This window comes from Hyphobacterium vulgare (assembly GCF_042643335.1).
Classification (GTDB): domain Bacteria; phylum Pseudomonadota; class Alphaproteobacteria; order Caulobacterales; family Maricaulaceae; genus Hyphobacterium; species Hyphobacterium vulgare.
In genome coordinates this window covers 32,310-45,363 of the sequence record NZ_JBHRSV010000014.1, presented here as the reverse complement: position 1 = coordinate 45,363, position 13,054 = coordinate 32,310, and the positions used below count along the sequence as shown (strand labels likewise).

The window sequence follows — 13,054 nt, the reverse complement described above, 5'->3', positions numbered from 1 at the left end:
GCCGATGATCTGCTCCTCCGAATAGCGGCTCTTTCGCATCGTCCATCCTCTTCTCGATGGACTCTACCACGTTCAATTGGCCGGAATTCAGGGGGCTGGGTCACGCGTAACCTCAAGCCCAAAGACCTCTCGAGTCAGTAGTCCAACGCTCTCGCCGAAAGTTTCGATCGTTGGCCGTTCCACGATCGACACATCGCGCGACCTCCGGAGCTTCCACGCGCATGATCGAGGCACCTCTTGCAATACTACAGGAGAGTGCGTCGAGATAATCGCCACACCGTTTCTTTTAACAAGAAGATCGGAAAGACACCTGACGAACGCGGACAAAAGCGGTGGGTGTAAATGCCCCTCAGGCTCGTCGATCAGAACGAGCGTTTTCTCGTCTACCAATTCAACAAGGCGGGTGATCGTGAGCAAGACGATTGCGTGGCCGGAGCTAAGCCTCCTGAAGAAAAGTTCGACCCCTTCGTTCCAGCCATCAGGGAAATCCTGCTCTAGTAAACCTCGAACTTCAGATTCAGCAAAGAGGTCATCTGTCTCCAGTCGGCTAACAGCCTCTCTCCATCGCTGAGCCTTTAAGCCGTACCTGCACTGAGCCAAGCTCTTTCGAAAATCCTGAGCCAGATCCGATTGTGATTTGAGCCCCGGCTCCCCGGTTGCACGGTCTTCTCTTTGTTTGTGCAAACCGACCTGTACAGCACGAATCGAATCCCCTTCCTCTGCCTCCAGATTGAAATCGTCAAATGCGCTGAAGGTTACATGTATAAGGCCAGAGAACGACCAATCTGCCTGATCATCCCATTCTCGAGTTGGCAACAAATCCAGTGTACCGACGACTTCTCGTTCTTCGTCCCGCCCGAGTAGCGCGAGGGTAAATCCTTTCATGAATCTCGTTTTCCCGACGCCATTTCGACCGATTAAAACGTGAACGTTTGTTGGCGGCACCGAGTCCGGGAAAACATCAAATTCCAGATTTGCGGGTGGCGCCGCGTCTGACATCGGTAGCGAATAAGCAAATTTGAAACGCGTCAAACGTGCATCGCCGACACTAAGGCGATGCAACCGGTTCTCAACGTTTTTCGCCCTGACACTTCTAAGAAGAGATTCCCGCATCACCTCTTCGTTGAGGTTAGATCGAAATATCTCATTGTTAAATGCAACATCTCTCAATCCAACTAGTATTTTTTGGCGAAATTGTTCTGGAAGTTCGTTGAGACTCTCGTAGTAGGTCTCGCCTTGTCCTAGAGAAAAATAATCCTCTTCCAATTGTTCGAACTCGCGTTCTATTTCCGGCGCTCTTTGACCTGGCTCAATTGTATCTGAAGGCCGTAGCCCACGCTGACCGATTTTCACTGAACCAATGTGGTGCTGTTCTCCTCGGCCAACAACAACCACAAGCGTGAACATCGTTTGATATTTGCCCCAATCATCCCATCGATCTTTGATGAGATATGCTGAACTCTCGGCATTGTCGGGGACCGCTTGCCCTCTGGACAGCAAATGAAAAAACACCGTCTTCTCTTCGTGTTAGATGCGAACTCACCTATGAGTATAGCGAGTCTATATGTCATCAACCAAAATAGGGGTTTCTACCCGCGCGCGAAGGGCGAAAGGACGCTGACCATGACCGGCAAGGACGAAGAACGCAGCGCCTTCGACTGGGAGGCGCGCTTCGCCGATGACGACGCCCCGTGGGAGCGCGGCCAGATGCACCCGGCCTTCCTGCACTGGAAAGAAACGGGTGCGTTCGATCAGATCGGGAGCATCGTGGTGCCGGGCTGTGGCCGCGCGCCGGAAGTGGCCGGTTTCGCGGAAATGGGCCTGAAGACCCATGCCGCCGATTTGTCGGAAACCGCGATCAACTGGCAGCGCAAGCATCTCGACGAATGCAATCTGACCGCCGAGCTGTTCACCGGCGACATCCTCGACTGGACGCCGGCCGAGCCGGTCGATGCGGTCTATGAGCAGACCTTCCTGTGCGCCATCCACCCGCGCCTGCGTGAAACCTACGAGGCCGCCCTCCTCCGCTGGCTCCGCCCCGGCGGGCAGGTCTTCGCCCTGTTCATGCAGAAGGAGGAGCGCGGCGGCCCGCCTTATGGCTGTCCCATCGGCGTGATGCACACCGTGTTTCCGGAGAACCGCTGGATCTGGCCCGAGGGCGAACTGACCGCCTGGCCGCACCCGTCGCTCGGCGGCAAGGCGGAACTCGGCGCTATTCTGACGCGGCGCTGACCGGATCGGCTGGCGCAGCGGCTGTCCGGCGGGCCTTGCCGCCCTTCGCCGTCATCGGCGCGCGGGTCAGCGCGTAGGCCGCCGTTCCGAGGCCGGAGACGATATTGGCGAGCGCCATGCCGGCGATGACGCCGATCGGACCGCCGGCGATCCAGGCCCCCGCAATCGCGAAGATCACCACCATGACCGCGCGGCTCGACGTGATCGCCACGCCGTAAGCCGGCCGGCCGAGCCCGTTGAACCCGGCGCTCGCGGCGATCGTGATGCCGTATCCGGCGACGGTCAGCGTCACCAGCAGCCAGTAAAGACGCGCCACGTCCTGCCCCGCCTCGCTCGGCAGGAAGGCGGCGGCCAGCGGGCCGGAGAAGACGTTGAGGACCAGCGCCACGCCCAGCCCCCAGGCGAGGCAGAAGGCAAAGCTGGTCAGGAAGGCGCGGCGCACGCGCTCGGTGATTTCCGCGCCGCCATTCTGGCCCGTCACCGCGCCGATCGAGGCCGACAGCGCAAACAGCGGGACGATGCCGAAGGCTTCGAGACGCCCGCCGACGCCGACACCGGCCACCGCGGGGTCGCCAAACTGCGCCATGCCGAGCCCGCCCATCACGATGACGAGCGACAGCGGGTTGAAGGTGTTGGAAATGCAGGCCGGGATGCCCACGCGGGCGATCTCGCCCCAATGGTGCCAGACCTCGCCGAAGCCGGGCCAGGAGAAGTCGATCAGCTTTTCGCGGAAGGCGAGATACCAGCCGACCAGGAGGAAGGTGAAGGCATTCGCCGCCACCGTCGCCAGCGCCGCGCCGGACACGCCCCAACCCAGGCCCGTCAGACCGATGAAGGGGATTTCGGCGAAGATGAAGAAGGGATCGAGGATCATGTTCACGACCGCCGCGAGCACCATCATCATCGCCGGCACGGTCGCATTGCCAATCGCGCGCAATACGTTGCTGGCGACCATCGGGCCGACGATCAGCACGATGCCGGCGAACCAGGTCGTCATGTAGTCGGTGACGTGCGGCATCATCGTTTCGGTCGCGCCGATCAGGCGGAACATCGGCTCGACGAAGAGGATGCCGAGAATCGACACCGCGCCGACCATCAGGATGGCGAGCGTCAGCGCGTCGGTGGCGATGCGCCGGACTTGCGAGAAATCCTTCTTTCCCGCCGCGCGGGAGACGGCCGATACCGCGCCCGCGCCAAGGCCGATGGCGACGCTCATCACCAGCATGGAGACCGGGAAGCTCATCTGCACCGCCGCCTGCTGCGGCGTGCCCAGCATGCCGACCCAGTAGGCGTCGACGATGCCGGTCAGCATCATGGCGACGATGCCGAAACTCATCGGGATGACCATGCGCAGGATGTGTCCGAAGACCGGGCCTTCGGTCATGTCCCGGCTTGAGCGTCCTGCCATGTTCATCCCTCGCGTGTCAGACTCGACCATATAGGCCCGTTCGCTCACGCGTGCATCACGTTGCGGTCAGACGCCGGGGAATGGCGGGTATGCGGGGGTTTTTCTTCATCGCCGGCTTGCCTTCCCTCCCCTCGAAGGGGAGGGACGCGAGCGACTTGCGATAGCAAGACGGGAGCGGGGTGGGGTGAGCGTTCCTGCAGGATACCCCCACCCCGGTCGGCTGGCTGACGCTCAGCCTCCCGGCCCTCCCCTCAAGGGGGAGGGCGAGAGTCGGTACTACAATGCCGCAGCGCTCGGGTCGAAGGCGGCGAGGCCGGCGAGGTTAACGATGTCGGAGACCGACGATCCAAGCCGGGCGATCTGGACCGGCTTTTCGAGGCCGACGATGACCGGGCCGATCACCGTCGCCGCCCCGGCGGCCTTCAGGAGCCGCGTCGCGATCGAGGCGGAATGCACTGCCGGCATGACCAGGACGTTGGCGGGCTCGGTCAGGCGCGAGAAGGGGTAGAGTTCGTGATGGTCGGGATTGAGCGCCACATCGGCGGCCATCTCGCCCTCGTATTCGAAATCGACCCCGCGTGCGTCGAGGATGCGGACCGCGCCGGCCATCTTCTCGGTCCGCTCACCCGGCGGGTTGCCGAAGGAGGAGTAGGACAGGAAGGCGACGCGCGGCGTCAGGCCGAAGCGGCGTGCCGTGGCGGCCATTTCCACCGCGATGTCGGCGAGTTCAGCCGAGGTCGGGAATTCCGCCTCCAGCACATCGCCGATCAGCAGCGTGCGGCCGCGCGAGATGGCGGTGTTGATCCCCACAACGCGGCCGCCAGCGACCGGGTCGATCACCAGGCGGATGTCGTTCATCGCAACATTGGTGTGACGCGTCACGCCGGTGATCATGCCGTCGGCATGGCCGAGCTTGACCATGCAGGCAGAGAAGACGTTGCGGTTGGTGTTCACCAGGCGCTGGACGTCGCGCTTGAGATAGCCCTTCCGCTGCAGCCGCTCGTAGAGGAATTTGGCGTAGTCGTAATTGAAGTCCGACAGCCGGGCATTGACGATTTCAAGCTCGCCGGTCGGCAGGCCGAGCTCCTTCATGTTGGCTTCGGCGATATCTTCGCGCGCGACGAGAATGGCCTTGCCCAGGCCCTGGGTCTGGAAGGCGTGGGCGGCGCGGATGACCGAAGGGGCTTCGCCTTCGGCGAAGACGATCGTCTTCTGCGCCCCGCGCAGCACCGAGGCGACGCGCTGCTGCAGCGCCGCGGTCGGATCGACGCGGCGGGCGAGAGACTGGCGGTAGCTTTCGGTGTCCTGCGGCACGATGCGCGCAACGCCGGACTCCACCGCCGCCTTGGCCACATAAGGCGGCACGCGCGAGATGAGGCGTGGGTCGAACGGCGTCGGGATGATGTATTCCGGGCCGAACTGCAGCCGCGAGCCGGTATAGGCGTCGGAGACCTCGTCCGGCACGTCCTCGCGGGCGAGATCGGCCAGCGCCCGGGCGCAGGCGATCTTCATCTCCTCGTTGATCGTGCGGGCGCGCACATCGAGCGCGCCGCGGAAGATGTAGGGAAAGCCGAGGACGTTGTTGACCTGGTTGGGATAGTCCGACCGCCCGGTGGCGACGATGGCATCGCCGCGCACTTCCTTGATCAGTTCGGGCAGGATTTCCGGGGTCGGGTTCGCCATCGCGAAGATGATCGGGTCCGGCGCCATCGACCGGACCATGGACTGGGTGACGACGCCGGCGGCCGACAGGCCGATCAGGCAGTCCGCCCCCCTCACCGCCTCTTCCAGCGTGCGCATCTGCGTCTTCACCGCCTGATCGCGCAGGCGCGGGAACAGGTCGTTGCGGCCGGTATGGACGACACCGTCCTTGTCGACGACGACGGTCTTGTCCTTGTCGACGCCCATCGACTGCAGAAGCTCGATCACAGACAGGCCCGCCGCGCCCGCGCCAACGAGGACGACGTTGAGGTCGGACAGCTTCTTGCCGGAAATCTCACAGGCATTGATCAGGCCGGCCGCGGCGATGATCGCCGTGCCGTGCTGGTCGTCATGGAAGACCGGGATGTCGAGCATTTCGCGCAGGCGGCGCTCGATGTCGAAGCATTCCGGGCTCTTGATGTCTTCCAGATTGATGCCGCCGAAGGTCGCGCCGAACCCGGCGACGCATTCCACGAACTGGTCGGGATCGGTGTAGTTCACCTCGATGTCGAAGGCGTCGATATCGGCGAAGCGCTTGAACAGCACCGCCTTGCCTTCCATCACCGGCTTCGAGGCCATCGCACCGAGATTGCCAAGGCCGAGAATGGCCGTGCCGTTCGACACGACGGCGACCATATTGCCCTTCGAGGTGTAATCGTAGGCCGCGTCCGGGTTCTCGGCGATCGCCTTCACCGGCACCGCCACACCGGGCGAGTAGGCCAGCGACAGATCGCGCTGCGTCGCCATCGGCTTGGTCGGCGCCAGCGACAGCTTGCCCGGCGTCGGCAGGCGGTGGAAATCCAGCGCGTCCTGCTCAAAGGGCGTCAGTTTGGGGGGCTTGTCGCTCATCGGGCTTTCCGCGCTGTGGCCATGAACCGGATTGGCACGCCCTCACCCGCCGATCAAGGCGGCACGCACGGCGGCGATGCGGCGGCGGCGCGCAAGATCCTGCATGATGGCGGGCATCACATCGGCCAGCTCGCCCGCGATCAGTCCGGACCCGAGCCGCAGTCCGGCCTCGCCGTGCAGCCAGACCGCCGCCGAGGCGGCGTCAAAGGCCGGCGCGCCTTGCGCCAGAAGTCCGCCGATCAGGCCGGCGAGCGTGTCGCCCGTCCCGGCTGTCGCCAATGCCGGGGAGGCGTTGGTGTTTATCCTCGGGGTGCGGCCGGGGACAGCGATGACGCTATCCGCCCCCTTGAACACGACCACGCAGCCGGCCCGGTCGGCAGCGGCACGCGCGGCCTCGATCTTGTTCAGCGACGTGCCGGACAGACCGGGAAACAGGCGCTCGAATTCTCCGGCATGGGGCGTGATCACGTCATGATCACGAAGATGACCCAGGAGATGACCCGGATCATCGCAGAACACCGAGAGCGCATCACCGTCGAGCACCACGGGAAGCGGCCGCGACAGCGCCGCGATGACGATCTGTTTCAGGGCATCAGACTTGCCTGCAGCGGGCCCAAGCACGGCGGCGGTGGCCCGGATCGCGTCCAGTCCGGTCAGGAAATCCTCAACATCCCGGAATGACCGGATCATCACCTCGGTCAGATGGTTGGCATTGACCAGCGCCGCGCCCGGCGGCGTCAGCATCGTGACCAGTCCGGCCCCGGCCCGCAGACCCGCGACCGCTGCCATACGGGCTGCACCGGTGGACTTCGCCGGACCCGACAGGACGGCCAGCCGCCCCTTGCGGTGCTTGTGGGTATCGGCGGCTCCCGTCTCCGGCCAGTCCGGCCAGAGAGCGGGGTGGTTCAGCCGCGCCACAACGTCTCCCTCAGGCGGATCGTGGTCCGGTATGCCGATGTCGGCGCAAACGATCTTGCCGCAGAATTGCCGTGACGGTTGAAGGAGATGCGCCGGCCGCAGACGGTGAAACGTCACCGTCAGATCGGCTTCGACCGCTTCGCCTTGAGGCTCGCCCCGGTCGCCATTCAGCCCGCTCGGAATATCGACTGCCACGACCGGCGCGCCGCAGGCATTGATCGCCGCGATAAGCTCGGCGGCTTCGCCTTCGGGCGAACGTGACAGTCCGGTTCCGAAGATCGCATCGACGATCAGACCGGCACCCGATAGCGAATCGGGGCCCAGGCCGTTCACAGGTCCGGCCCAATGTTGCGCCGCAACATGTGCGTCTCCGGTCCAATTGCGATCCGGAAACACCCGCACCACTCGAACCGGCCAACCCGCATCCGACAGGCCGTTCGCGATCACGAAACCGTCGCCGCCATTATTGCCGGGACCCACGAAAATCACGGTCTGGCGGGGACTCCAGCGCGCCGTGATCGCATCGACGACGGACCGTCCCGCCGTCTGCATCAGCACCCAAGCCGACCGTCCGTGTCCGGACGCATGCCGGTCGGCACGGCGAACGCCGTCGACGGAAAAAATTTCTGCGGGACCGGGTGTCATTCGTCGGGAAATCTGTATAAATGCTGCAACTGCGTCATGGCCTTTCCGGATCGTGCGTCCGTTGATGCCCTGGCGTCAAACGCTGCCGCGCAGGGCCGATGAAGAAGATCGAAGCCATTATCAAGCCGTTCAAGCTGGATGACGTGCGAGACGCGCTCCAGGAAATCGGCGTCCAGGGCATGACGATCATCGAGGCCAAGGGGTTCGGCCGCCAGAAAGGCCACTCGGAACTGTATCGCGGCGCCGAATACGTCATCGACTTCCTGCCCAAGATCAAGATCGAACTCGTGGCGCCCGACGCGCGGGTCGACGCGATCGTGGAAGCAATACAGACTGCCGCACACACCGGCCGCATCGGTGACGGAAAGATCTTCGTCACGCCGGTCGAAACCGCCATTCGCATCCGCACGGGCGAGTCCGGTGAAAACGCGCTGTAGCACTCATGCTACCTGGCGCGGGCTTGCAATTCTCTCGCCCGCCCAATCGACTGCCCACCCACCTCTAGACCCTACCGGGAGCCCGTAAATCATGGCCGACGACATTCTCAAACGTATCAAGGACGAGGAAATCGAACTCGTCGATCTGCGCTTCACCGACACGCGGGGCAAGCTGCAGCACGTGACTTTCGATTCGACCATGATCGACGAGGATTTCCTCGAAGACGGCACAATGTTCGACGGTTCCTCGATCTCGGGCTGGAAGGCGATCAACGAGTCGGACATGACGCTGATGCCGGACACGTCCTACGCGCCGGTCGATCCCTTCTTCCAGAACAAGACGATGTTCATGTTCTGCGACGTGCTCGATCCGATGTCCGGCGAAAGCTACAACCGCGATCCGCGCACGACCGCCAAGAAGGCCGAAGCCTATCTGAAAGCCTCCGGCGCCGGCGACACGATCTATATCGGCCCGGAAGCCGAGTTCTTCGTGTTCGACGACGTGCGCTGGAAGACCGGCCAGAACGCGACCGGATACGAGATCGACTCCGAGGAAGGCCCCTGGAATTCCGGAACGATGTTCGAAGGCGGCAATCTGGGTCACCGCCCGGGTCCGAAGGGCGGCTATTTCCCGGTTCCGCCGATCGACAGCGGCCAGGACATGCGCTCGGAAATGCTGGCCGTGATGACCGAACTCGGTCTGATGCCGGAAAAGCATCACCACGAGGTGGCACCCGCTCAGCACGAACTCGGCATGCGCTTCGCGACGCTGACGACAATGGCCGACCGGATGCAGGTCTATAAGTACATCGTGCACCAGGTCGCCCACGCCTACGGCAAGACCGCGACCTTCATGGCCAAGCCGCTGTGGAACGACAACGGCACCGGCATGCACGTTCACCAGTCGATCTGGAAGGACGGCGACAACACCTTCTCCGGCGACCGCTATGCCGGCCTCTCGGAAACCTGCCTCTATTACATCGGCGGGATCATCAAGCACGCTCGCGCGATCAATGCCTTCGCGAATTCGACGACCAACAGCTACAAGCGCCTGGTTCCGGGGTTCGAAGCTCCGGTTCTGCTTGCCTACTCGGCGCGCAATCGCTCGGCCTCGATCCGCATTCCGTTCGGTGCCGGTCCGAAGGCCAAGCGCATCGAAACGCGCTTCCCCGATCCGGCCGGCAATCCTTACCTGACCTATGCCGCCCTCCTGATGGCCGGTCTCGACGGGATCGAGAACCGCATCCATCCCGGCGACGCGATGGACAAGGACCTCTACGACCTGCCGCCGGAGGAGCTGAAGGACATCCCGACCGTGTGCCGCACGCTGCGTGAGGCCATGGAATCGCTCGACGCCGATCGCGCCTTCCTGAAAAAGGGCAACGTCATGGATGACGACCAGATCGACGCCTATATCGAGCTCAAGATGGACGAGATCCAGCGCTACGAGATGCATCCGCACCCCGTCGAGTTCGACATGTATTACAAGAGCTGATCGCACGATCAGGCGAAAACGAAGACGGCCCGGCTGCATGCCGGGCCGTTTTCATATGTTCCAACCTCGACGCGAACGGCGCTGTCGGCTAGACAGCAGCCTCGAGATTGTGTGTTCTTCCGCCGATTTACATTCAAGTGAGGCGTTATGCGGAATCGTTTGTTGCTGACCAGCGCGCTGGGCGCATCCTTCCTGGCCGCCGCAGGTGCCGCTTTTGCGGACACCACCGTTGACGATGAACGCACCACGCCGCTGCGCACCTCGACCGCCAATAACGGCAACCCGGACAATATCGTGATCGGCACCAACGGGCGGGTAACGCTGGCCGATGGCGAAGGCGGCCCGGCGCTGATCCTCGACTCCGACAACACGCTCACGAACAACGGCCGCATCAACATCACCAACGCCGACAACGCGGTCGGCATCCTGGTGGAAGGTGGCCGCACCGGCACGCTGACGAACACCGGCGGCATCAACCTCACCGAGGATTCGATTGCCGAAGACGTCGATGGCGACGGCGATGTCGACGGCGCTCTGGCTTCCGGCACGAACCGGGTCGGCATACTTGTCGATGGCGAAGGTCCGTTCAACGGCGACGTGATCAACACCTCGGCTGGCGGCATCACCGTCGTCGGCAACCAGTCGGCGGGTATCCGGAATGTCGCCGGCATCAATGGCGATCTGGTCAGCAATGGCCGGATCACCATGACCGGCGATTTCTCTTACGGGATCGAGTCGCGCGCCCGGGTCACGGGCGACCTGCTGACCGACGGCAATATCGTCATCAACGGCGAAGGCTCGGTCGGCATTCATGTCGGCGAAGTCGTCGATGGCCTCTTCCTGATCCGCGGCAACATCAACTCTTCGGGTTATCGCGTTGCGAACCGGCCGCCCGACACGGTCATTCTCGACGAGGACGATACGCTTCAGGGCGGTTCGGCCATCCAGATCGGCTCAAGCATCGCCGGTGGGGTCTATCTCGGCGGCGGCGACATTCTGACCGGCGAAGCCGAGGCGACTGTCACCACCCGCGGCGAAGCGCCTGCGATATGGATTTCCGGCCGTCACGGCGAGACGCCGGGCGATGTGGTCCTGAGCCCCGTCACGGTTGCGGCCGGCCTGCTCGACGAGGAAGACACCGAGGATCTGGCCTTCGATTTCGGCTTCGTGAACGACGGCACGATTTCGTCCTTCGGCCTGTTTGAAGGCGTGAATGCGCAGAGCGTCCGCATCGAAGGCTATGACGACGGCAACCAGCTGTTCACGACGACTCTGGAAGGCGGTCTGCTGAACACCGGAACGATCCGTTCGAGCGCCTATCGCGCGGTTGCGACAGCGCTGGTGCTTGGAAACGGGTCCATCGTGGCGCTGGTCGATAACCAGTCGCAGATGCTTTCGAACACCGACGGTCCGAATTCAACGGCGCGCGTCGTGCTGATCGAAGCCGGCGCCAATACGCCGACGCTGCGCAATTCCGGCCTGATGCTGGCGCAAGCGACCGGCGGCGGCAGTTCGGTGACGATCACCGACCGGTCCGACACGCTGCGCCTGATCGAGAACACCGGTGCGATTTCCGCCCTGCTCCGCTCGGTCGATGGTCGCGTTCTGAACAATGTCGACCGGAACGACTCGCCTGAAGAAGTCGTCCAAGTCGTTGCCATCGACGTATCGGCGGCGACGCAGTCCGTGACCTTCCGTCAGATGCTGGGCGAAGACGAAACCGACGATAGCGATATCGGTGTTCGCGGCGACATCCTGCTGGGCTCCGCTGACGACCTGATCGACATTTCGGCCGGCTTCATCCGCGGCAATCTCTATTTCGGAGCCGGTGCGGACGAACTTCGCATTTCCGGCACCGCCGCAGTCTCCAGTTCGCTGAATGATGCCGACGACGACCTCGTGATCAATGCCACGGGCGGTTCGCTCGAAGTGCTGAACCGCGAGACCGCCAATATCCGCGAAGCCACCTTCTCGGACGGTTCAACCCTTATCTTCCGGGTCGACACCGCGCCGGAGAACGCGCCCCTGCTTGACGCGAGCGGCACGGTGACGTTCGAATCCGGATCACGGGTGACGGCCTCGCTCAACAACCTGATCGGTGAAGGCGCATCCTACGTTGTTCTTCGTGCCAACAGCCTGGTGATCGACGAGGCCCTGACCTCGCTCGAAAATACCGATGCCCCCTATCTCTATGCATCGACGCTGACGCGCGACTCCAACGATCCCAACACGCTCGTTCTGACGCTGCGCCGCAAGACGGCCGACGAGCTCGGAATGAGCGCGAACCAGGCCGTTGCCTACAACACGGCATTCCAGACCTGGGCAGACCGCGCCGCACTGGGTTCGGCCTTCGCCGCCCTGACCACGGCGACCGATTTCTACAATGCCTACAACCAGCTGATGCCCGAATATTCGGCCAGCGCCCTGCAATTCGCCATGGCCAGCAATGACAGCGCGCTTGGCGCGGTGTCCGGACGCCTGGACGCGGCTCGCCGCAGCCCCCGCAATACGGGCGGCATCTGGGCACAGGAATTCGCCTACTTCGCTGATCGCGCGGCCAACGCTTTCGGCCCGGGCTATCGCGGCCACGGCTTCGGTCTGGCGATGGGCGTCGACCGTCCGGCCGGGCCGTTCTACGCGCTCGGCGTGAACATGGCCGGTGCAGCGAGCGACATTTCCGAGTCCGATGGCTTCGACCAGCCGATGACCGCCCTCACCGCCCAGCTCGGTGCCTATGGCGGTATCGATTTCGGACCGTTCGGCGGCGAGTTCTACACCAGCGCCGGCGTGAACCGTTTCGAGGCCGAACGCCGCGTACTGATCGGCACGTTCGACGAAACCGCGACAGCGGAATGGACGGGCTGGCATTGGTCGGCCTCGGCCCGATTCGGCCGCGACTTCATGATGGGCAACTGGTATGCGCGCCCGGCGGTGTCGGTCGACTACCTGACCATCTTCGAGGAAGCCTATACCGAAACCGGCGGCGGCGCGGGCATCGACCTCGCGGTTGAAGACCGCACCAGCACGACCTTCGCTTCGACAGCCAGCTTTACGGTCGGCCGCCGCTTTGGTGGCAGCGACAGCTGGTGGGAGCCGCAGTTCCGCGTCGGCTACCGCAATGATTTCGGCGGTGTCGAATCCGAGACCACGGCGTCGTTCGTCGGTTACAACAACCCCTTCACCTTCCGAGCGGCCGACCTGCCGGGCACCGGTGCGGTGATCGGTTTTGCGCTGAACGCCGGCTCGGACTACTCGACCTTCACACTCGATTATGACGCCGACCTGCGCGACTCGTTCACGCGTCACACGATCCGGTTGCTGTTCCGCCTCGTCTTCTAGGGCGCTTACCAGCGATTAACCGTGTTCGGA

General features: G+C 63.3%; 8 protein-coding genes. 4 read left to right on the top strand and 4 right to left on the bottom strand.

Annotation, left to right across the window (positions count from 1 at the left end; genetic code table 11):
• Nucleotides 1-87: 87 nt before the first annotated feature.
• A complete protein-coding gene (locus ACFOOR_RS07915) occupies nucleotides 88-1,512 on the bottom strand; it encodes an AAA family ATPase (RefSeq protein ID WP_343165547.1) in 1,425 nt (474 codons plus the stop codon).
• A 111-nt stretch (nucleotides 1,513-1,623) separates the two neighbouring features.
• Here ACFOOR_RS07915 and ACFOOR_RS07910 point away from each other — a divergent pair, with 111 nt between their 5' ends.
• The gene (locus ACFOOR_RS07910; RefSeq protein WP_343165548.1) at nucleotides 1,624-2,232 is read left to right on the top strand and encodes a methyltransferase domain-containing protein; all 609 of its coding nucleotides are present in this window, start codon (nucleotides 1,624-1,626) and stop codon (nucleotides 2,230-2,232) included.
• On the opposite strand, the gene ACFOOR_RS07905 is transcribed toward ACFOOR_RS07910, so the two are convergent.
• The 3 genes from ACFOOR_RS07905 to ACFOOR_RS07895 form a co-directional block, all read right to left on the bottom strand.
• Nucleotides 2,213-3,640: an MATE family efflux transporter gene (locus ACFOOR_RS07905; RefSeq protein ID WP_343165549.1), complete on the bottom strand. Its 1,428-nt coding sequence runs from the start codon at nucleotides 3,638-3,640 to the stop codon at nucleotides 2,213-2,215. The genes ACFOOR_RS07910 and ACFOOR_RS07905 overlap by 20 nt on opposite strands.
• Before the next feature lie 276 nt (nucleotides 3,641-3,916).
• Nucleotides 3,917-6,190 (bottom strand): NADP-dependent malic enzyme, encoded by a 2,274-nt coding sequence (locus ACFOOR_RS07900; RefSeq protein ID WP_343165550.1) that lies wholly within the window; start codon nucleotides 6,188-6,190, stop codon nucleotides 3,917-3,919.
• Between the two features lie 42 nt (nucleotides 6,191-6,232).
• Entirely contained in the window at nucleotides 6,233-7,753 is a 1,521-nt protein-coding gene (locus ACFOOR_RS07895) for an NAD(P)H-hydrate dehydratase (protein ID WP_343165551.1), read from the bottom strand.
• Between the two features lie 98 nt (nucleotides 7,754-7,851).
• On the opposite strand from ACFOOR_RS07895, the gene ACFOOR_RS07890 reads away from it, so the two are divergent.
• The 3 genes from ACFOOR_RS07890 to ACFOOR_RS07880 all read left to right on the top strand — a co-directional run bounded on the left by ACFOOR_RS07890 (nucleotide 7,852) and on the right by ACFOOR_RS07880 (nucleotide 13,024).
• The gene (locus tag ACFOOR_RS07890; protein ID WP_343165552.1) at nucleotides 7,852-8,190 is read left to right on the top strand and encodes a P-II family nitrogen regulator; all 339 of its coding nucleotides are present in this window, start codon (nucleotides 7,852-7,854) and stop codon (nucleotides 8,188-8,190) included.
• Nucleotides 8,191-8,281: 91 nt separating this feature from the next.
• Nucleotides 8,282-9,685: a type I glutamate--ammonia ligase gene (gene glnA, locus ACFOOR_RS07885; RefSeq protein WP_343165553.1), complete on the top strand. Its 1,404-nt coding sequence runs from the start codon at nucleotides 8,282-8,284 to the stop codon at nucleotides 9,683-9,685.
• A gap of 147 nt (nucleotides 9,686-9,832) precedes the next feature.
• Nucleotides 9,833-13,024: an autotransporter family protein gene (locus ACFOOR_RS07880; protein WP_343165554.1), complete on the top strand. Its 3,192-nt coding sequence runs from the start codon at nucleotides 9,833-9,835 to the stop codon at nucleotides 13,022-13,024.
• The last annotated feature ends 30 nt before the right edge of the window (nucleotides 13,025-13,054 follow it).

Excerpts from the sequence above, each read along its gene's own strand:
- ACFOOR_RS07900 (WP_343165550.1), bottom strand. The coding sequence starts at position 6,190 with ATGAGCGACAAGCCCCCCAAACTGACGCCCTTTGAGCAGGACGCGCTG.
- glnA (WP_343165553.1), top strand. The coding sequence starts at position 8,282 with ATGGCCGACGACATTCTCAAACGTATCAAGGACGAGGAAATCGAACTC.
- ACFOOR_RS07905 (WP_343165549.1), bottom strand. The coding sequence starts at position 3,640 with ATGGCAGGACGCTCAAGCCGGGACATGACCGAAGGCCCGGTCTTCGGA.
- ACFOOR_RS07910 (WP_343165548.1), top strand. The coding sequence starts at position 1,624 with ATGACCGGCAAGGACGAAGAACGCAGCGCCTTCGACTGGGAGGCGCGC.
- ACFOOR_RS07890 (WP_343165552.1), top strand. The coding sequence starts at position 7,852 with ATGAAGAAGATCGAAGCCATTATCAAGCCGTTCAAGCTGGATGACGTG.
- ACFOOR_RS07880 (WP_343165554.1), top strand. The coding sequence starts at position 9,833 with ATGCGGAATCGTTTGTTGCTGACCAGCGCGCTGGGCGCATCCTTCCTG.
- ACFOOR_RS07895 (WP_343165551.1), bottom strand. The coding sequence starts at position 7,753 with ATGACACCCGGTCCCGCAGAAATTTTTTCCGTCGACGGCGTTCGCCGT.